We start from the raw sequence: 20,141 nt of genomic DNA on the forward strand, positions 1-20,141 counted from the left end.
GATGCCAAAACGTAATGATATTAAAAGTATTCTGATTCTAGGTGCTGGCCCGATTGTTATCGGTCAGGCTTGTGAGTTTGACTACTCGGGTGCACAGGCGTGTAAAGCACTTCGCGAAGAAGGCTACCGCGTTATTCTTGTGAACTCGAACCCAGCAACAATTATGACTGACCCAGACATGGCAGATGCAACTTACATCGAGCCAATTCACTGGGAAGTTGTTCGCAAGATCATCGAAAAAGAACGTCCAGATGCGGTACTACCAACTATGGGTGGTCAAACTGCACTGAACTGTGCGCTGGATTTAGAAAAACACGGCGTACTGGAAGAGTTCGGTGTGGAAATGATCGGTGCGACAGCTGACGCGATTGATAAAGCTGAAGACCGTTCACGCTTCGATAAAGCGATGAAGTCTATCGGTCTTGAGTGTCCACGTGCGGACACGGCGAAGTCGATGGAAGAAGCGTACAAAGTACTGGATATGGTGGGTTTCCCATGTATTATTCGTCCATCGTTCACCATGGGGGGGACAGGTGGTGGTATCGCTTATAACAAAGAAGAGTTTGACGAAATTTGTCGTCGTGGCTTGGATTTGTCGCCAACCAACGAGCTGCTGATTGATGAATCTTTGATTGGCTGGAAAGAGTACGAAATGGAAGTGGTTCGTGATAAAGCGGACAACTGTATCATCGTATGTTCTATCGAAAACTTCGATGCTATGGGTATCCACACGGGTGACTCAATCACGGTAGCTCCAGCGCAAACGCTGACAGATAAAGAATACCAGCTGATGCGTAATGCATCGCTAGCAGTTCTACGTGAAATCGGTGTTGAAACTGGCGGTTCAAACGTACAGTTTGGTATCAACCCGAAAGATGGCCGTATGGTTATCATCGAAATGAACCCACGTGTATCTCGCTCTTCTGCACTAGCATCGAAAGCAACAGGTTTCCCAATCGCTAAGATTGCGGCAAAACTAGCCGTTGGCTTTACGCTAGACGAACTACAAAACGATATCACAGGTGGCAAGACGCCGGCTTCATTCGAGCCAACTATCGACTATGTAGTGACTAAGATCCCTCGCTTTAACTTTGAAAAATTTGCTGGTGCGAACGACCGTCTAACGACACAGATGAAGTCGGTTGGTGAGGTAATGGCGATTGGTCGTAACCAACAAGAATCACTACAAAAAGCACTGCGCGGCCTAGAAGTTGGCGCAACTGGTTTTGATGAAATGGTTGACCTAGATGCACCTGATGCATTAACAACGATTCGTCACGAACTAAAAGATGCGGGCGCAGAGCGTATTTGGTACATCGCTGATGCATTCCGTGCTGGCATGTCAGTAGATGGTGTGTTCAATCTTACGAACATCGACCGCTGGTTCCTAGTTCAAATTGAAGACTTAGTGAAAGCTGAGCAAGCAGTGAAAGAGGGCGGTTTTGCCGGTCTTAATGCTGAGGTACTAGGTAAGCTAAAACGTAAAGGCTTTGCGGATGCGCGTTTGGCTAAGTTACTCGGTGTGGCAGAAAGCGAGATCCGTCGCTTGCGTGACCAGTTCGACATTCATCCTGTATACAAGCGTGTTGATACTTGTGCGGCAGAGTTCTCTTCTGATACTGCTTACATGTATTCATCATACGATGAAGAGTGTGAAGCGAACCCAACCGACAAAGATAAAATCATGGTATTGGGCGGTGGTCCAAACCGTATTGGTCAAGGTATCGAGTTTGACTACTGTTGTGTACACGCATCACTAGCGCTGCGCGAAGACGGTTACGAAACCATTATGGTGAACTGTAACCCAGAGACAGTATCGACTGACTACGATACCTCTGACCGTCTGTACTTTGAACCAGTAACACTGGAAGACGTACTTGCGATTGCTCGTGTTGAGAAGCCAAAAGGCGTTATCGTTCAGTACGGTGGTCAAACACCACTGAAACTGGCGCGCGCCCTAGAAGCGGCTGGCGTACCAATTATTGGTACTAGCCCAGATGCTATCGACCGTGCTGAAGACCGTGAGCGTTTCCAAGCGGCAGTTGAGCGTCTAGGTCTTAAACAACCAGAAAACGCTACTGTTACTACCATGGAGCAAGCTGTTGAGAAGTCGAAAGAAATTGGTTTCCCATTGGTTGTGCGCCCATCTTACGTACTGGGCGGCCGTGCGATGGAAATCGTATACGACGAAACTGACCTACGTCGTTACTTCAACGAAGCGGTAAGCGTATCGAATGAATCACCAGTATTGCTAGACCGTTTCCTCGACGATGCGGTTGAAGTTGATATCGATGCTATCTGCGACGGTGAGCGTGTGGTTATCGGTGGCATCATGGAGCACATCGAGCAAGCGGGTGTTCACTCAGGTGACTCTGCATGTTCACTTCCGGCTTACACCCTAAGCCAAGAAATCCAAGATGTGATGCGCCAACAAGTTGAAAAACTGGCATTTGAGCTAGGTGTTCGTGGTCTGATGAATACCCAGTTTGCGGTGAAAGATAACGAAGTTTACTTAATCGAAGTAAACCCACGTGCTGCACGTACAGTGCCATTCGTATCGAAAGCAACGGGCGCCCCTCTAGCGAAAATCGCGGCACGTGTAATGGCGGGCCAAACGCTTGAAGCACAAGGCTTTACTAAAGAAATCATTCCTCCTTACTACTCAGTGAAGGAAGTGGTACTGCCGTTTAACAAGTTCCCAGGCGTTGACCCACTGTTAGGCCCAGAAATGCGCTCAACAGGTGAGGTGATGGGTGTCGGTGATACGTTTGCAGAAGCATTCGCTAAAGCTGAGCTGGGTTGTAGTAAAGAGAAGCAAGCGAAAGGTCGCGCACTTCTGTCTGTTCGTGAAAATGACAAGCAGCGTGTCGTTGACCTAGCGTCTAAGCTAATCAAACTGGGCTACGAGTTGGATGCGACTCACGGTACTGCTGTGATTCTCGGTGAAGCGGGTATCAACCCTCGTCTAGTGAACAAGGTACACGAAGGTCGTCCACACATTCTTGACCGTATCAAGAACAACGAATACTCCTACATCGTGAACACGGCAGAAGGTCGTCAAGCGATTGAAGATTCTAAAGTACTACGTCGTGGCGCGCTGGCTGAGAAAGTGAACTACACCACGACGCTAAATGCTGCGTTTGCAACTTGTATGTCTTGGACTGCCGATGACCGTAATAAGGTAACGTCGGTACAAGAGCTACATGCACGAGTGAAAAACGCGTAATTGTTAGCACTGTAGCTACATATACGAATTCAAACCCGCCGAAATGGCGGGTTTTTTTGTATTTTACGTAGCGTTAATCAGAGTCTGTTTTTGATTTCAGCTTTAGCACGTGACACAAATTGAGACTCACCACGGAGATACACACTTTGTCGCCGTTATTACCTGAAAATGCCTTGCACCTATAATCGATTAACGTAAAATGAGCGCGTCACAATCGGGTGACTTCTTTGGAGACTTAAATGAACGATACCGACCATCCCCCGAGTATGAAGGTGGAAAATCAAACCATTTGATGGTGTCGGCCTCCTATTGTCCGAATCGTCAGTGGTTCGGAAAGCATTTCTTAGCAATTCATATAGCATTGTCTGCTTAATTTTTTAGCAAGCAATCTAGCTTTATCGTTTTCCTCGATTTTCTTGCCCCATTCTCAAGTTTGAATTTATCCAGTTAGCTTATATATCAAAGCTAGGTTTGCGTGTGTTTACATCAATTGCCTTTAGGCCGTTGTAAAACTACGCGATAAACCTATTGTTTGGTGTTTGCTGTAGGTTAGTTCTGGTGGTCGTTACTGTTGGCTGAATGTCATGTTCAGCAATTGCCAATCGGGAGATTCGCTATGGCGGTAATGAACTATGCAGTGGATACTGCAACTCAACAGTTAGCACAAAATGATGTGCTGGCAGTAAAAAATGCATTCTTAAAGTACGACATCGAAGAACAAGCACGCTTGTTAGTCGTGATGCCTATTTCAGAGGCGATTGCCGTACTTCACGAATGCCCTTTAAAGCATGTGCAGCATTTGCTTGATCGTCTCGATGAGATGAACGAAGAAAAGCGGATGCGACACTTAGCCAGTGGCTTGGGTTTAATTTGCTCAGAGGCAGAGCCTGCGGGCCACTACTTGAAAAATACGGTGATGTGTCACGTGCGCGAGCGTATTGGATGGATCATTGGTTTAGCGCTATTAGGCATTGTATCGGGATTGATCATCTCGCATTACGAAGACACTTTAAGCCAGTTAGTGCTGCTTGCGGTGTACATGCCTGTGATTGCTGCTGCAGGTGGTAACACAGGCTCGCAAGCGGCGACGTTAGTCGTGCGGGCATTGGCGATGGAAGAGATCAGAACCCGAGATTGGCTAGCGGTACTTTGGAAAGAGTTTCGCGTGGCCTTGGTGATTGCTGGCGTATTAGCGGCGGTGATCATTGGTCGAGTGATCATGTTTAGCGATGGTTCTACTTTGCCGATTGGGATCCAGCTGCAAGATGTGGCGATGGCAATTGGGATGGCGATTTCCATTCAAGTCGTGCTCTCAACCAGTATTGGCGGTGTATTACCTATGATTGCCCGTGCATGTAAGCTCGACCCCGCGGTGTTGGTAAGCCCAGTATTAGCATCTGTTGTTGATATTACAGGTATGATGATCTATTTCACCACGGTGAACTGGATGCTGGGGTTAAGCTAGGCGCGTCATTACTATCTTGGTGACAATACCTAAATCCATGGTGAATCAATAAAAAGCCCTTCTACCAATGTGAGAAGGGCTTTTTGCTATCTGTAAGTTGTTAATGCGCTATTGCTGTGGCTGGTTAGGCGCTTTTCCTTCGACTGTCGGGTTAGGAGTGCGGTTAAAGTCATAGTGGTACAGTGTGGTGTAGAAGGCTTGCTCAAATAGCGTAATGGCAGGCGTGATCGGTTTTTCACTGTCGCGCTCGATTGGGTGATAGCTATTAACGAGTTGTACCACGGTTAGCTTTTTACCTGATTGAGTGGTGATAAAACCAGCAAGGTTGGCGGCACCGTATAAGGAGCCTGTTTTCGCCGTTAAGTTACCAGCGAGTGGTGGTTTGCGCACACTTGGACGATAGCGAAGGGTGCCGCTTTGATCAGCAACCGGAAAAGTCTCAAGCAGTTTTAAGGTTTCGTTGTGCTGGTGGATGTAAGTAAGTACTTCATTGAGCTGCGCCGCGCTTAATCGATTATTGCGCGATAGACCTGAACCATCAGCAAGTACGGCATTGTCTAAGTTCAATCCCGCTTTTTCTTTGAGGATCGCTTTGATCGCATGAGTACCATTTGCGAAGTTGCCTGCTTGGTCGTAGTAAAGCCGTCCTAGCGTTTTGGCTAGGTTATCAGCAATCAGGTTGTCGGAGTCTTTGAGTAAAATATCGATAAGCTCTGACAGTGGTTTGGAATGATGGCGAGCGATGACTTTGCCTTGAGCGTTATCATTCCTTAATACTTGCCCTGAAAAACGGATCCCTGTGCGTTGTAACTCTTTCTTGATCACATCAGCGGTGTACTTGACGGTATCTTGAACGGCAAAGTTCAGCGGCAGAGGTTTATCGCGCTGTATTAAACAGCCACTTAATTGGTAGTGGTTGTTGGCTTTGGCTGACAAATTAAGCTCGCAAAATTGCGCTTTTTGTTGGGTTTTATCAACAATGGTGGCGTTGGTGGTGACGCGAATAGGTTGATGGCTTGGCACATTCACCCGGGTTAGTTGCCCCAATGGTTTATTGCTGTAAAGCGCCCCTTGTACACAGTTGTGTTCTAGGCTGATACTGCTTGCTGGTGCGCTATAGCACACTCCGAGAATATCCCAAGGTAAGCCTGCTACATGCTCATTACCACTAAATACTTTGCCATTTAAGTAAATATTGCCATCAAGATGACGGATCCCTTGCTGTTTTAGTGTTTTTAGCAGCTGTGCCAGTTGTTGGCGACTAAGCAGTGGGTCACCACTAAAAGTGATCACAACATCTTGGTTGTGGTTACTTTCTGATAGCGCGAGTGTGGTTTCAAACTGAAAATCAGCAGGTAAATATAAGGTAGCCGCTAAGGCGGTCAGTAATTTTTGGGTGCTGGCTGGAGCTTGTAATTGTTCTTGATTATGGCTCGCCAGCCGTTCACCCGTATTTGTGTCAGTAATTAGGTAGCTGGTGTTATGTCCCGCTGGTAAAGCATTAAAGCTTGGGGCTAGTGCATTATCAAGCGCAGAGGCTGAGCTTAAAATAGGAAAAGTGGTGCTGATGAATAGCGCAAGCGCACAACAGTAGTGAATTCGGTTAATCATAATGCTAGCTGGATAACAAATCATGTTATGCATCATAGCGAAAAGGGCTGTGTTATTGTCAGGAAAAACAAAAAACGCAGACCGAAGCCTGCGTTTTTTTAGGCGTTTACACTTTCAATCCAATCGGGATTAGAAGTCGTAACGTGCACCAAGAACGAACTCGTCTTTGTTACGCTCGTTTTTAACATCAGTCTTAGCTTGGTCTAGCTTGTAAGAAGCGTAAGTACGGAAGTTTGGTGTGAAGTAGTAAGTTGCGTCAACAGCATATGCGTTAACAGCAGCTTCTTGTGTGCCTGTATCACGTGATTTTAGGTAGTTGTAAGTACCAGAGAATACTAGTTTGTCTAGAGAGTACTTAGCTGCAAATTCGTAACCACGAGATTTTTCAGACAGTACTTTGTTTAGTTTAGTGTTACGTGCGTCTTGGTAAAGACCTGCTACGTAGAAATCACCGATTTCGTAAGAAACAGCAGCAAAAGCTTGCTTAGCTTTGTCTTGATCTGCTTTATTGCTTTCGATTTTTTGCTCAGTGTAACCAGCACCGAAACGAAGACCCATGTCTAGCGAGTACATTGCACCTAGTGCGTAACCGTCGTTTTTCTCACCGTCAGCTTTGCTGTCTTTGAAACGGTAGTTAGCTTTAACTACTAGGTTGTCGAAAGAACCTGTGTAAGCAAGGCTGTTCGAAGCGCGGTCAGCAGCTTCGATTTTAGAACCTGCACCGTTTCCGTGGTAAGCCATGATATCTGTGAAGTCAGTGATCATGCCTAGAGTACCGTCGATCTTACCGTAAACAACTTGGCCGTACTCAGAACCGATACCAGCGTAAAGTTTACGGTTTTCGTTTTTGCTTTCGTCTGCGCGGAATTCACGCTCGAAGAAACCAAGACCGTAAACTGAATCAGAAATGTCTGATTTAGCTGCGATGTTTACACGAGTACGAGTGTTGTCAGTAACAACGCTGTCTTTTAGAGCTGCACGAGCTTCAACACGGCCGCCGATAGCTAGGCTTGAAGTTTCGTCAGAGTATACTTCTGCAGCTTGAGCTGCACCAGATAGAGTCGCTGCTGCTACTGCTAGAGCAATCAGGTTCTTGTTCATTGCTGAATCCTTTTAAATTTTTTATTAGATGCACTTCACTGTGTAAATGCATGGCGTTCTTTTTACTGGTTCCAGCAGGGTATGGTTAGTAAAAAAAGCTAAAAAAAATGTTTTTTTCAGGCTTAGGTTTGATGTGTTATTAATTTAAGTTAGTTAAAACAGCTAGTTATGCTTGTTGATTAAAGTTCAGTCAAAAAAGTGAAATTTAGTATGTTTTAGAAAAAGATAGGCAGTAGCTTGTGTTTGTTTTCGCTTTTTTGTGGTGGGAAATGTGACCTTTGCATCATTATTTCATTAATAAATCAGCTATGTAGCGAATTTGATATAAGTCGGAAGTAAAACGTCAGGTGGTGATCTCTCGGCTATATTTGTTTAAAATACGCAGTAATCTTTTTTGCATTAATGATACTCAGTAAATACTGAGTAGGTTTTGTTTGTCTTAAAATGCGATGGCATTAAGACTGAGGTAGTTGAAATGGATAAAGTACCAATGACTGTTCGTGGCGAGCAGCTGCTACGCCACGAACTTGAAGCGCTAATGAAACGTCGTCCTATTATTTCACAAGCGATCGGTGAAGCGCGTGAATTGGGCGATCTAAAAGAAAATGCGGAATACCATGCGGCACGTGAAGAGCAAGGTATTTGTGAAGCGCAAATTCGTGATATCGAATACAAGCTATCTGTAGCGCAAGTAATCGACGTAACCAAGATGAACAACACAGGTAAAGTGATTTTTGGTGTGACGGTAAATCTAATCGACGTTGAAACCGATGAAGAAGTGACTTACCAAATCGTTGGTGATGATGAAGCTGACATCAAAGCAGGTCGTATCTCGGTTAATTCACCAATCGCTCGTGGTCTGATCGGTAAAGAAGAAGGTGACGAAGTGGTAATCGCGACACCTGGCGGTCAGAAAGAGTTTGAAATCGAGAAAGTAGAGTACATTTAATCGCCAACTCTCGTGTCTGTGAGATACGGAATTTGTTAGGAAATGTAACTTTTTCGTTGTAATAAAAACAAAAAAGGCCGCATCGGCGGCCTTTTTTATTTGCGTGGAAGTTCGATTTTTCGTTCTTCGCTTTGGCGGTAAAGTACCAGTGTTTTACCAATAACCTGTACTTTCTCAGCCTTAGTCTCACGAACAATTGCATCGACAATCAATACTTTAGTTTCACGATCTTCAGATGCAACCTTCACTTTAATCAGTTCGTGGTGGTCCAGCGCGATCTCGATTTCGGCCAGTACGGCTTCAGTTAAGCCGTTTGCACCCATAAGTACAACTGGTTTTAGGTTGTGAGCAAGGCCTTTTAGGAATTGCTTTTGTTTGGTGCTTAGATTCATGACGACTCTATTTTTTATTACTAGGGTTGAAAACGAGGTATTCTAACGCCATCTAGTCGAGAAGACTAATTTGTTTAGTATACATCGCGGCGAATTCGCCATGTATACTTAATAAGTACTCAAACTCATTAGGTAAATCATGAGTAGAAAAAAACAATCGGGCAGCTCCGGGCGTTGGCTAAAAGAGCATTTTGATGACAAATATGTTCAAGAAGCGCAAAAGAAGGGCTATCGTTCACGCGCAATCTTTAAGATAGAAGAGATTCAAAACAAAGATAAACTACTGAAACCTGGCATGACAGTGGTAGACCTTGGTGCAGCACCAGGTGGTTGGTCACAGTATGCGGCGGAAGTAGTGGGTGAGGAAGGGCAAGTTATCGCGTGTGATATCTTACCTATGGACTCATTACCAGGCGTTAGCTTCCTACAAGGGGACTTTCGTGAAGAAGCGGTACTTGATGCACTGTTAGAACGTATTCAACCTGATATGGTGGATGTGGTGATGTCGGATATGGCGCCTAACATGAGCGGCAATTTGGCATCAGATCAGCCTAGAGCTATGTATCTTGTTGAACTAGCATTAGATATGTGTCGGCAAGTACTTGCACCGAACGGCAGTTTTGCGGTAAAAGTTTTTCAAGGCGAAGGCTTCGACCAATATCTAGCTGAAGTTCGTAGCATGTTTAAAGTGGTCAAAATCCGAAAACCTGACTCGTCGCGAGACCGTTCGCGTGAAGTCTACATTGTAGCTACAGGTTACAAACTGTAGTACCCTACATTCATCTATTAGTTATCGCGAGGTTAACACCTTGAGTGACATGGCAAAAAACTTGATCTTGTGGCTAGTGATCGCCGTTGTACTGATGTCTGTCTTCCAGAGCTTCGGTCCAGGTGATAATGCTGGTCGTCAAGTCGACTATACAACCTTTGTCCGTGAAATCGGTCAGGATCAGATTAGGGAAGTGCGATTCAATGATCGTGAAATCACTGTTTTCAAACGTGATAACACTCGTTACGTCACCTACCTGCCGGTTTATAACGACCAAAAGCTGTTAGACGACTTAATTAACGCAAATGTAAAAGTAATGGGCACCCCACCTGAAGAGCCAAGCCTACTGGCTTCAATCTTCATTTCTTGGTTCCCAATGCTACTACTTATTGGTGTTTGGATTTTCTTCATGCGTCAGATGCAGGGCGGTGGTGGCAAAGGTGCCATGTCGTTCGGTAAATCGAAAGCGCGCATGATGAGCGAAGACCAAATCAAAACCACTTTCGCGGACGTGGCTGGCTGTGATGAAGCCAAGGAAGACGTGAAAGAGTTGGTGGATTACCTACGTGATCCAAGCCGCTTCCAAAAATTGGGCGGTAAGATCCCAACGGGTGTTTTGATGGTTGGTCCTCCTGGTACAGGTAAAACTTTGTTAGCAAAAGCGATTGCTGGTGAAGCGAAAGTACCTTTCTTTACTATCTCTGGTTCTGACTTCGTTGAAATGTTCGTGGGTGTGGGTGCGTCTCGTGTCCGTGACATGTTCGAGCAAGCGAAGAAAGCAGCACCTTGTATTATCTTTATCGATGAAATCGATGCGGTAGGTCGTCAGCGTGGCGCTGGTGTAGGTGGTGGTCACGATGAGCGTGAGCAAACCCTTAACCAAATGCTGGTTGAGATGGATGGTTTCGAAGGTAACGAAGGTATTATCGTTATCGCCGCAACTAACCGTCCTGACGTACTTGACCCTGCACTACTTCGTCCTGGTCGTTTTGACCGTCAAGTTGTGGTTGGTCTGCCTGACGTTCGTGGTCGTGAGCAAATCCTTAAAGTGCACATGCGTAAAGTGCCACTAGAAAACGATGTACAACCTGCGCTAATTGCACGTGGTACTCCGGGCTTCTCTGGTGCAGACCTTGCTAACCTTGTTAACGAAGCGGCATTGTTTGCAGCTCGCGGTAACAAGCGCACTGTGTCTATGGTTGAGTTCGAACTTGCGAAAGACAAAATCATGATGGGCGCTGAGCGTAAATCTATGGTGATGTCAGAAGAGCAGAAAGAGTCGACGGCATACCACGAAGCGGGTCACGCAATCATTGGTCGCTTAGTACCGGATCACGATCCAGTTTACAAAGTTTCGATTATTCCTCGTGGTCGTGCGTTGGGTGTAACCATGTACTTGCCAGAGCAAGATCGTGTGAGCCACTCTCGTGAGTTCTTGGAATCGATGCTTTCGAGCTTGTACGGTGGTCGTCTAGCCGAAGAACTTATCTACGGTGTAGATAAAGTATCAACCGGTGCGTCAAACGATATCGAACGTGCAACTGATATTGCGCGTAAGATGGTGACCCAGTGGGGTTTCTCAGACAAGATGGGTCCTGTGCTCTATGCCGAAGATGAAGGCGAAGTATTCCTTGGTCGTTCGGTAACACAGACTAAACACATGTCTGACGAAACGGCTCGTGCTATCGATAGCGAAGTTCGCGCTATTATCGACCGCAACTACGAGCGTGCACGTGAAATCCTAATGCAAAACATGGATATCATGCATGCAATGAAAGATGCGTTGATGAAGTACGAAACCATCGATGCTGATCAAATCGATGATTTGATGGCGCGTAAAACCGTTATTCGTGCGCCAAAAGGCTGGGATGACACTGATGACACACTAAAAGCATCAGATGAGCCTAAAGAAGCAGAAGTAAAATCAGAAGCGCCTGCGGAAGATGACAAAGCTGCTGATATCGTTGAAGAGCCTGTACAACAGACTAAAGAAGACGATAAGCCACAAGCTTAATCGCTAGCGATTAATATAAAACCCCGACTTGTTCGGGGTTTTGTTTTTTTATACCGCTGATCAAATTTCTAATTATCAGCGATTTTGCCTCGGTAATACTCTCTAGGAAAATATCTCACACTGACACCGAATCTATTTTGCAGTTCGGTTTGTGGTGTTGATATGATTTAAAACCTATTCGACTCACATGGAATGCCTCTCAATGATCTTGACCAGTAAAGATAAAACTCTCGATATCACGACTCCGCAAGTCATGGGGATTTTGAATGTTACCCCTGACTCTTTCTCCGACGGTGGTAAGTTTAATCAGTTTGATAATGCACTTCGCCACACAGAGCAAATGCTCAATGCTGGGGCGACCATTATCGATATTGGCGGTGAATCAACTCGACCGGGAGCTGCTGATGTGAGTGTGGGTGATGAGCTAGCGCGGGTAGTGCCAGTTATTGAGGCGATCCGCTCGCGTTTTGACTGCTGGATATCGATCGATACCAGTAAAGCGCAAGTAATGACAGAAGCGGTAAATGCAGGAGCTGACCTAATCAATGATGTTCGTGCTCTGCAGGAACCGAGCGCTTTGGCAGCCGCAGCAGCAGCGAATGTCCCGATTTGCTTAATGCATATGCAAGGTCAACCGCGTACAATGCAGCACCAACCGAGTTATGACGATGTGCTGACTGATGTGAGTCAGTTTTTAGCTGAGCGAGTTCAAGCCTGCGAAGAGGCGGGGATCGCGAAAAGCCAATTATTGCTTGACCCTGGATATGGGTTTGGTAAAACCCTTGAGCATAATTATCATTTGCTTGCACATTTAGATAAATTTCATCAATTTGGTTTGCCGTTACTGGTTGGTATGTCGCGCAAATCAATGATTTTTAAGTTATTAGATAAAAAGCCTGCAGAAGCGGTAGCGGGAAGCTTGGCGTGTGCCACCATCGCTGCCCTCAAAGGCGCCCATATTATTCGCGTTCACGATGTTGCTGAAACAGTGGATGCGGTCAAGGTGTGCCAGATGACAAAAATGCAGATGGATTAAGAGCTAGGAGCGAAAAAGAATGGCTGAACGTAAGTATTTTGGTACCGATGGTGTACGTGGTCTGGTTGGTGAAGGTCCAATTACACCTGAGTTTGTTTTGAAACTAGGTTGGGCTGCTGGCCGTGTACTTTCAAAGCAAGGCACTAAAAAAGTACTGATCGGTAAAGATACACGTATTTCAGGCTACATGCTGGAATCTGCGCTTGAAGCAGGTTTAGCTGCTGCTGGTCTACAAGCTGCATTTACTGGCCCAATGCCAACACCAGCGGTAGCGTACCTAACACGTACTTTCCGTGCGGAAGCAGGGATCGTAATTTCAGCATCGCATAACCCTTACTACGATAACGGTATTAAGTTCTTCTCTGCGCAAGGTACTAAATTGCCAGATGAGATTGAGCTGGCGATTGAAGCTGAGCTTGATAAGCCACTGACTTGTGTAGAGTCTGCAGAGTTGGGTAAAGCATACCGCATCGACGACGCCGCAGGTCGTTACATCGAGTTTTGTAAAGGCACATTCCCAACCAAATACGACCTGTCTGATTACAAGATTGTGGTCGATTGTGCTCACGGTGCAACGTACCACATTGCGCCGGCAGTATTTAAAGAACTGGGTGCAGAAGTGATCACGCTTGGCTGTGAGCCAAACGGTACGAATATCAACCACGAAGTTGGTGCAACAGATATTCGTGCACTACAAGCGAAAGTGGTTAAAGAGAAAGCACACTTTGGTATTGCCCTTGATGGCGACGGCGACCGTGTGATCATGGTTGATGAAGAAGGTAATAAGATCGATGGTGACCAAATTGCGTACATCATCGCCCGTGATGCTCTTCGTCGTGGTGAGTTAAAAGGCGGTGTTGTTGGTACTCTGATGACCAACATGGGCATGGAAGTAGCGCTGAAGAACCTAGGTATTCCTTTTGTTCGTGCCAAAGTGGGTGACCGCTACGTAATGGAAGAGCTACAAAACCATGATTGGTTGATTGGCGCTGAAAACTCAGGTCACGTTATCTTATTGGACAAAGTCACTACTGGTGACGGTATCGTTGCAGGTCTGCAAGTGATGGCATCGATGGTGGGAAGCAAGATGTCGCTGAAAGAGCTCGCTGACGGCATGACCATGTTCCCACAGGTGCTGGAAAATGTACGCTTTAAAGGCGATTCAAACCCATTAGAATCAGACGCGGTGATTGCGGCAACGCAAGCGGTGGAAGCTAAGCTGGGTGACACAGGGCGTGTTCTACTGCGTAAATCAGGCACAGAGCCATTGATCCGTGTGATGGTGGAAGGTGAAAACGCCGAGCTTGTACAAGAGTACGCATTAGAGATTGCCCGCGCTGTAGAAGAAAACTGTTAAGTCTTGTTAGCTTAACGAAAAATCATCCTGTTGATATTTGTGCATATTGGCAGGATGGTTTTGTAACATTAAGCTTAAATTACAGTTTTTGGCTATTTGTTGCTCAAGTAACATTAAAAGGCGACAAAAGCGATAATTTTTACTTGTCAGTCAGTTTTGCTTTCGCTAGTATCTTCTCCGCTCCTTAAAGAGGAGCGCGCTGGCACTGCTTTAGCAAAGCTGGCACAACTAATAAATGGAACATAGGTGGAACCCATGTACGAAATTCTACTTGTGATTTATCTGTTGGCTGCGCTTGGTGTTATTGGCCTAGTTTTGGTTCAACAAGGTAAAGGCGCAGATATGGGAGCCTCATTTGGGGCTGGTGCTTCAGGTACACTGTTTGGCGCTGGCGGCTCTGGAAACTTCTTAACCCGAATGACAGCAGTTTGCGCAACGATTTTCTTCGTTATTAGCCTTGTGTTAGGTAACTTAAGCGCAAAACAGCATGCAGAAACCAGCGGCTGGGAAAACTTAACTGTCCCTGCAACTGAGCAAGCTGTAGAAAAAACTGAGAATGCACCTGTAAATAGCGACATTCCTCAGTAATTAAAGATTCAGCCGAGATGGTGAAATTGGTAGACACGCTAGCATGAGGTGCTAGTGCCGCAAGGTGTAGGGGTTCAAGTCCCCTTCTCGGCACCATTATTCTGGTTACTTGAAATAGTAACATCTGATGCGTATAATCGCCCTCAGATTACGGACGCGGGGTGGAGCAGCTTGGTAGCTCGTCGGGCTCATAACCCGAAGGTCGTCGGTTCAAATCCGGCCCCCGCAACCACTTTTCCGAAAATCAACTATTCTTACGAAAGGTTGTTTTTCTATCACAGCTTAGCTGTGATATCAGGGTCCAGTAATAAAAAACCCCGTAATTCGGGGTTTTTTATTATCTGAAACATGACCATTCAGGTATTTACTGGGCTTTATGCCCTTTTTTTGTTTCCGGGGGGTTGTTTTGACAGCTTTAGAGATGCAATTAACCGAATTGCTTGAAGCACCTGTAGTTGCTTTAGGCTATGAGCTTGTTGGTTTGGAGTTTATCCGAGCTGGTGAGCACTCTACATTGCGCGTATTCATTGATCATGAAAACGGCATTTTTGTAGATGACTGTGCGGAAGTTAGCCGTCAGATCAGCGCGGTAATGGATGTAGAAGATCCTATTACTGTGGCATACAACTTAGAAGTGTCTTCCCCTGGACTGGAAAGGCCGCTATTTAAAGTTGCACATTACCAACAGTTTATTGGCCACGAGGTCAGCCTGGTATTGAAAATGGCGATGGGTAACCGTCGTAAGTGGAAAGGTGACATCATTTCTGTCGAAGGTGAACTAGTCACTCTTAAAGTAGATGGCAATGAAGAAACATTTGCACTAAGCAATATTTCCAAGGCCAACCTGGTTCCAAAATTCTAAACGCTAAATTGGGGCATTAGAAATGAACAAAGAAATCTTGGCTGTCGTAGAAGCGGTATCCAATGAAAAAGCTGTTCCTCGTGAGCGTATCTTTGAAGCGCTTGAGATTGCACTAGCAACAGCAACAAAGAAGAAACATGAAGCTGAAATCGACGTACGTGTTGAGATCGACCGTAAAACTGGCGAATTCGAAACATTCCGTCGTTGGAAAGCAGTAGAAGAAGTGACTCAACCAACACTTGAGATCACCCTTGAAGCGGCACAGTTCGAAGATGAAACTATCGAGCTAGACGGTTACGTTGAAGATCAAATTGAATCTGTAACGTTCGACCGTATTACGACGCAAACTGCGAAGCAAGTAATCGTACAGAAAGTACGTGAAGCTGAGCGTGCACAAATCGTTGAGCAATTCGTAGATAATGAAGGTGAGCTAATCACTGGTGTGGTTAAGAAAGTTAACCGTGACGCTGTGATCGTTGACCTAGGTAACAATGCTGAAGCAATCATCCAACGTGATGACCAGCTACCACGCGAAAACTTCCGCGCGGGTGACCGTCTACGTGCACTACTTTACCGAGTAGCGCCAGAAGCACGCGGCTTCCAGCTGTTCATGACACGTTCTAAGCCAGAAATGCTGTCTGAACTATTCCGCATTGAAGTGCCAGAAATTGCAGAAGAAGTTATTGAACTTATGGGCGCAGCACGCGATCCTGGTTCTCGTGCGAAAATCGCAGTAAAAACTAACGACAAGCGTATCGACCCAGTAGGTGCGTGTGTTGGTATGCGCGGTGCTCGTGTTCAAGCTGTTTCTGGTGAGCTAGGCGGTGAACGTATTGATATCGTATTGTGGGACGAAAACCCTGCACAATACGTGATCAACGCAATGGCGCCAGCTGAGGTTAGCTCTATCATCGTTGATGAAGATAACCACACTATGGATATCGCTGTAGAACAAGATAACCTAGCACAAGCTATCGGTCGTAACGGTCAAAACGTACGTCTAGCATCTCAGCTTACTGGCTGGGAACTAAACGTGATGACTGTGGCTGATCTACAGAAGAAACACCAAGAAGAAGCGCAAGAATCAATTGATGCTTTCACTAAGCACCTTGATATCGATGAAGACTTCGCAACTGTATTGGTTGAAGAAGGTTTCACTACCCTTGAAGAGATTGCTTACGTTCCAGTAAGCGAGCTACTAGAAGTTGACGGTCTTGATGAAGATACAGTTGACGCACTACGTAGCCGTGCGAAAGAAGCGCTAACTACGCTTGCACTAGCACAAGAAGAGTCTCTAGACGGTGCTGAGCCAGCTGAAGACCTACTTGGCCTAGAAGGCCTAGAGCGCGAGATGGCGTTCAAGCTAGCGGCAAAAGGTGTAAGCACACTGGAAGACCTAGCGGACCAAGGTACAGACGATTTGCTTGATATCGAAGGTCTGGACGAAGCAAAAGCGGGTGAGCTAATCATGGCTGCTCGTAACATCTGCTGGTTCAGCGACGAAGCTTAATACTTACTAGCAAGGGAGGCGCAACATGTCAGAGGTTACCGTTAAAGCATTGGCTGAGGAAATTGGAACGCCAATTGATCGCTTGCTTAAACAGTTTGCCGACGCTGGTATCAGCAAGAAAGCTGAAGATAGTGTAAATCAAAGTGAAAAACAGGAACTGCTTTCGCACCTTAAAAAGGAACACGGCGGAAGCGGTGACGATGCCGCTCCAACTCGCTTAACGTTGCAACGCAAAACCCGCAGCACATTGAGTGTGTCTGGCTCGGGTGGTAAGAACAAAAATGTTCAGGTTGAAGTGCGCAAAAAGCGCACTTACGTAAAACGTTCCGCTCTTGAAGAAGAGCAACGCGCTGCTGAAGATGCAGTAAAACGTGAAGCTGAAGAAGCAGCCAAGCGTGAAGCGGAAGAACAAGCCCGTCGCGAAGCAGAAGAGCAAGCGAAGCGTGACGCTGAAGAAAAAGCGAAACGCGAAGCTGAAGAGAAGCGCTTAGCTGAAGAAAAAGCTAAGCAAGAGGCAGAAGAAAAAGCTAAGCAAGAGACCAAGGGTAAGGTCGAAAGCGAAGCTGAAATTAAGCGTGAAGCCGAAGAGAAGGCTAAGCGCGCCGCCGCTGATGAACAGGCTAAGAAAGAAGCTGAGGCGCTACAACGTCGCCGGGAAGAGGAAGCCAAGCGTAAAGCCGAAGAAGAGAGTCAGCGTCAGCTAGAAGAGGCACGCAAGATGGCAGAACAAAACGAGAAAAACTGGTCAAATACTGATCAGGCAACAGCGAACATGGAAAAATCTGATTACCACACGACAACATCTAGCCACGCACGTGCTGCTGAAGATGAAGCTGATCGCAAAGAAGAAGGCAGTCGTCGTAAGAAGAAGAAACCAGCTGCAAAAACTGACGACCGTAACAAAGGTCGCGGTGGCCGTAACCAACGCGGTGGTCGCGGTGGTCGTGGCAAGCAACAAGTTAATGCTCCAACATCTATGCAGCAAGGCTTCGATAAGTCAGCAACTGTTGCTAAAGCAGACGTTGTAATTGGCGAAACGATCGTTGTTTCTGAACTGGCTAGCAAAATGTCAGTGAAAGCGACTGAAATCATCAAAGTAATGATGAAGATGGGCGCAATGGTAACGATTAACCAAGTTATCGACCAAGAAACTGCTCAGCTTGTTGCTGAAGAAATGGGTCACAAAGTTATCATTCGTAAAGAGAATGAGCTTGAAGAATCCCTAATGTCAGATCGTGAAGAAACAGCAGAAGCTGTATCTCGCGCACCTGTTGTTACTATCATGGGTCACGTTGACCACGGTAAAACATCAACACTTGACTACATCCGTAAAGCGCACGTTGCTTCAGGCGAAGCGGGCGGTATTACACAGCACATTGGTGCATACCACGTAGAAACTGACAACGGTATGATCACTTTCCTTGATACTCCAGGACACGCCGCGTTTACCGCAATGCGTGCTCGTGGTGCTCAAGCGACAGATATCGTTGTTCTAGTAGTAGCAGCAGACGATGGCGTAATGCCACAAACAATCGAAGCAATCCAGCACGCAAAAGCGGCAGGTGTTCCTCTGATTGTTGCTGTGAACAAGATCGATAAAGAAGATGCTAACCCAGACAACGTGAAGAACGAGCTGGCACAGTACGACGTTATTCCTGAAGAGTGGGGCGGTGAGAACATGTTCGTTCACATCTCTGCGAAACAAGGTACTAACATCGATGGTCTTCTTGAAGCTATCCTACTTCAATCTGAAGTTCTTGAACTGAAAGCAGTTGAAGAAGGCATGGCAAGCGGTGTTGTTGTTGAATCTCGTCTAGATAAAGGTCGCGGTCCAGTTGCAACTATCCTTGTTCAGTCTGGTACGTTACGTAAGGGCGACATCGTTCTTTGTGGTCTAGAGCACGGCCGTGTTCGTGCAATGCGTGACGAACTAGGTAAAGACATCGAAGCTGCGGGTCCTTCAATCCCAGTTGAGATCCTAGGTCTTTCAGGCGTGCCTGCTTCAGGTGATGAAGCAACCGTGGTACGTGATGAGCGTAAAGCACGTGAAGTTGCACTTTACCGTCAAGGTAAATTCCGTGACGTTAAACTAGCACGTCAACAAAAAGCGAAACTAGAGAACATGTTCTCTAACATGACTGCTGGTGATGTTGCTGAACTGAACGTAGTACTGAAAGCTGACGTACAAGGTTCTATCGAAGCAATCGCTGATTCACTACTTAAACTGTCTACTGACGAAGTTAAAGTGAACGTTGTTGGTTCTGGTGTTGGTGGTATCACAGAAACTGATGCAGTACTTGCAGCAGCATCTAACGCTATCATTCTTGGTTTCAACGTACGTGCTGATGTACCTGCACGCCGTATGATCGAGAACGAAAACCTAGACCTACGTTACTACTCAATCATTTACCAATTGATTGATGAAGTTAAAGCGGCAATGGGCGGTATGCTTGCTCCTGAATTCAAACAGGAAATCATCGGTCTTGCTGAAGTACGTGACGTATTTAAGTCTCCTAAGATCGGCGCAATCGCTGGTTCTATGGTTACTGAAGGTATCATCAAGCGTAACAACCCTATCCGTGTACTACGTGATAACGTGGTTATTTACGAAGGTGAGCTTGAGTCACTACGTCGCTTTAAAGATGACGTTAACGAAGTTAAGAACGGCTACGAATGTGGTATCGGCGTTAAGAACTACAACGATGTTCGCGTTGGTGACCAAATCGAAGTGTACGAAATCGTTGAAGTTAAACGTACTCTTGACTAATCGACAAGGTTGTTAATGCTTGTCTGATGACACAAACAACCTATGGGGAGCTTCGGCTCCCCATTCTTTCATAGAGAGAGATTGCTACTATGGCAAAAGAATTCAGCCGTACCCAGCGTGTAGCACAGCAGCTACAGAAAGAGCTGGCGGTTATCCTACAGCGTGAGCTTAAAGACCCGCGCATTGGCATGACAACCATTTCAAGCGTAGATGTATCACGCGATATGGGTTATGCAAAAATCTACGTGACTTTCCTAACGGTTGGTGAACAAACGCCAGAAGAAAGTCTAGAAGTACTACGCGAAATGGCACCGTACATTCGTTCACTACTTGGTAAGCAAATTCGTCTACGTGTAACGCCAGAACTGACGTTCATCTACGACCAATCGTTAACCGAAGGTATGCGTATTTCGAACCTTGTGTCTAAAGCGGTACGTGATGATGAAGATCGCCGCGTAGACGAAGACAGCGAAGATAAGGGCGAGGAATAAGTC

15 protein-coding genes and 2 tRNA genes are annotated in these 20,141 nt (G+C 46.0%); 14 read left to right on the top strand and 3 right to left on the bottom strand.

Features of this window, described 5'->3' with window-relative positions; genetic code table 11:
• Nucleotide 1 precedes the first annotated feature (1 nt).
• Both carB and A3K86_RS11370 read left to right on the top strand, forming a co-directional pair.
• Nucleotides 2–3,226, top strand: coding sequence for a carbamoyl-phosphate synthase large subunit (gene carB / locus A3K86_RS11365; RefSeq protein WP_068331015.1), 3,225 nt, complete (start codon nt 2–4; stop codon nt 3,224–3,226).
• Nucleotides 3,227–3,842: 616 nt separating this feature from the next.
• Entirely contained in the window at nt 3,843–4,691 is an 849-nt protein-coding gene (locus A3K86_RS11370) for a magnesium transporter (protein WP_068331016.1), read from the top strand.
• 108 nt (nt 4,692–4,799) lie between these two features.
• Here the strand turns inward: A3K86_RS11370 and dacB are convergent, their stop codons facing one another.
• Both dacB and A3K86_RS11380 read right to left on the bottom strand, forming a co-directional pair.
• Entirely contained in the window at nt 4,800–6,302 is a 1,503-nt protein-coding gene (gene dacB / locus A3K86_RS11375) for a serine-type D-Ala-D-Ala carboxypeptidase (RefSeq protein WP_084406590.1), read from the bottom strand.
• A 129-nt stretch (nt 6,303–6,431) separates the two neighbouring features.
• Nucleotides 6,432–7,403, bottom strand: coding sequence for a porin (locus A3K86_RS11380; protein WP_068331018.1), 972 nt, complete (start codon nt 7,401–7,403; stop codon nt 6,432–6,434).
• 475 nt (nt 7,404–7,878) lie between these two features.
• Between A3K86_RS11380 and greA the strand changes: the two genes are divergently transcribed.
• The gene (gene greA, locus A3K86_RS11385) at nt 7,879–8,352 is read left to right on the top strand and encodes a transcription elongation factor GreA (protein WP_068331019.1); all 474 of its coding nucleotides are present in this window, start codon (nt 7,879–7,881) and stop codon (nt 8,350–8,352) included.
• 95 nt (nt 8,353–8,447) lie between these two features.
• Here the strand turns inward: greA and yhbY are convergent, their stop codons facing one another.
• Nucleotides 8,448–8,744, bottom strand: coding sequence for a ribosome assembly RNA-binding protein YhbY (yhbY, locus tag A3K86_RS11390; protein WP_068331020.1), 297 nt, complete (start codon nt 8,742–8,744; stop codon nt 8,448–8,450).
• A gap of 139 nt (nt 8,745–8,883) precedes the next feature.
• Here yhbY and rlmE point away from each other — a divergent pair, with 139 nt between their 5' ends.
• The 11 genes from rlmE (at nt 8,884) to rbfA (ending at nt 20,138) form a co-directional block, all read left to right on the top strand.
• Entirely contained in the window at nt 8,884–9,513 is a 630-nt protein-coding gene (gene rlmE, locus A3K86_RS11395) for a 23S rRNA (uridine(2552)-2'-O)-methyltransferase RlmE (protein WP_068331021.1), read from the top strand.
• Nucleotides 9,514–9,562: 49 nt separating this feature from the next.
• Entirely contained in the window at nt 9,563–11,527 is a 1,965-nt protein-coding gene (gene ftsH / locus A3K86_RS11400; protein ID WP_068331023.1) for an ATP-dependent zinc metalloprotease FtsH, read from the top strand.
• Nucleotides 11,528–11,729: 202 nt separating this feature from the next.
• Entirely contained in the window at nt 11,730–12,563 is an 834-nt protein-coding gene (folP, locus tag A3K86_RS11405; protein WP_068331025.1) for a dihydropteroate synthase, read from the top strand.
• 19 nt (nt 12,564–12,582) lie between these two features.
• The gene (gene glmM / locus A3K86_RS11410; RefSeq protein ID WP_068331027.1) at nt 12,583–13,920 is read left to right on the top strand and encodes a phosphoglucosamine mutase; all 1,338 of its coding nucleotides are present in this window, start codon (nt 12,583–12,585) and stop codon (nt 13,918–13,920) included.
• Between the two features lie 255 nt (nt 13,921–14,175).
• A complete protein-coding gene (secG, locus tag A3K86_RS11415; RefSeq protein WP_068331029.1) occupies nt 14,176–14,508 on the top strand; it encodes a preprotein translocase subunit SecG in 333 nt (110 codons plus the stop codon).
• An 11-nt stretch (nt 14,509–14,519) separates the two neighbouring features.
• Nucleotides 14,520–14,604, top strand: a tRNA-Leu gene (locus tag A3K86_RS11420).
• Nucleotides 14,605–14,663: 59 nt separating this feature from the next.
• Nucleotides 14,664–14,740, top strand: a tRNA-Met gene (locus A3K86_RS11425).
• A gap of 174 nt (nt 14,741–14,914) precedes the next feature.
• The gene (gene rimP, locus A3K86_RS11430) at nt 14,915–15,370 is read left to right on the top strand and encodes a ribosome maturation factor RimP (RefSeq protein WP_068331321.1); all 456 of its coding nucleotides are present in this window, start codon (nt 14,915–14,917) and stop codon (nt 15,368–15,370) included.
• Between the two features lie 22 nt (nt 15,371–15,392).
• Entirely contained in the window at nt 15,393–16,880 is a 1,488-nt protein-coding gene (gene nusA / locus A3K86_RS11435) for a transcription termination factor NusA (protein ID WP_068331031.1), read from the top strand.
• A gap of 25 nt (nt 16,881–16,905) precedes the next feature.
• Complete coding sequence (gene infB / locus A3K86_RS11440; RefSeq protein WP_068331034.1) at nt 16,906–19,647, top strand: translation initiation factor IF-2; 2,742 nt, start codon at nt 16,906–16,908, stop codon at nt 19,645–19,647.
• An 89-nt stretch (nt 19,648–19,736) separates the two neighbouring features.
• Nucleotides 19,737–20,138, top strand: coding sequence for a 30S ribosome-binding factor RbfA (rbfA, locus tag A3K86_RS11445; protein WP_068331036.1), 402 nt, complete (start codon nt 19,737–19,739; stop codon nt 20,136–20,138).
• The last annotated feature ends 3 nt before the right edge of the window (nt 20,139–20,141 follow it).

It is taken from the genome of Photobacterium jeanii, assembly GCF_001650345.1.
GTDB classification, from domain to species: domain Bacteria; phylum Pseudomonadota; class Gammaproteobacteria; order Enterobacterales; family Vibrionaceae; genus Photobacterium; species Photobacterium jeanii.

Coding starts and splice junctions, on each gene's coding strand:
- carB (WP_068331015.1), top strand. CDS start 2: ATGCCAAAACGTAATGATATTAAAAGTATTCTGATTCTAGGTGCTGGC.
- A3K86_RS11370 (WP_068331016.1), top strand. CDS start 3,843: ATGGCGGTAATGAACTATGCAGTGGATACTGCAACTCAACAGTTAGCA.
- dacB (WP_084406590.1), bottom strand. CDS start 6,302: ATGATTAACCGAATTCACTACTGTTGTGCGCTTGCGCTATTCATCAGC.
- A3K86_RS11380 (WP_068331018.1), bottom strand. CDS start 7,403: ATGAACAAGAACCTGATTGCTCTAGCAGTAGCAGCAGCGACTCTATCT.
- greA (WP_068331019.1), top strand. CDS start 7,879: ATGGATAAAGTACCAATGACTGTTCGTGGCGAGCAGCTGCTACGCCAC.
- yhbY (WP_068331020.1), bottom strand. CDS start 8,744: ATGAATCTAAGCACCAAACAAAAGCAATTCCTAAAAGGCCTTGCTCAC.
- rlmE (WP_068331021.1), top strand. CDS start 8,884: ATGAGTAGAAAAAAACAATCGGGCAGCTCCGGGCGTTGGCTAAAAGAG.
- ftsH (WP_068331023.1), top strand. CDS start 9,563: ATGGCAAAAAACTTGATCTTGTGGCTAGTGATCGCCGTTGTACTGATG.
- folP (WP_068331025.1), top strand. CDS start 11,730: ATGATCTTGACCAGTAAAGATAAAACTCTCGATATCACGACTCCGCAA.
- glmM (WP_068331027.1), top strand. CDS start 12,583: ATGGCTGAACGTAAGTATTTTGGTACCGATGGTGTACGTGGTCTGGTT.
- secG (WP_068331029.1), top strand. CDS start 14,176: ATGTACGAAATTCTACTTGTGATTTATCTGTTGGCTGCGCTTGGTGTT.
- nusA (WP_068331031.1), top strand. CDS start 15,393: ATGAACAAAGAAATCTTGGCTGTCGTAGAAGCGGTATCCAATGAAAAA.
- infB (WP_068331034.1), top strand. CDS start 16,906: ATGTCAGAGGTTACCGTTAAAGCATTGGCTGAGGAAATTGGAACGCCA.
- rbfA (WP_068331036.1), top strand. CDS start 19,737: ATGGCAAAAGAATTCAGCCGTACCCAGCGTGTAGCACAGCAGCTACAG.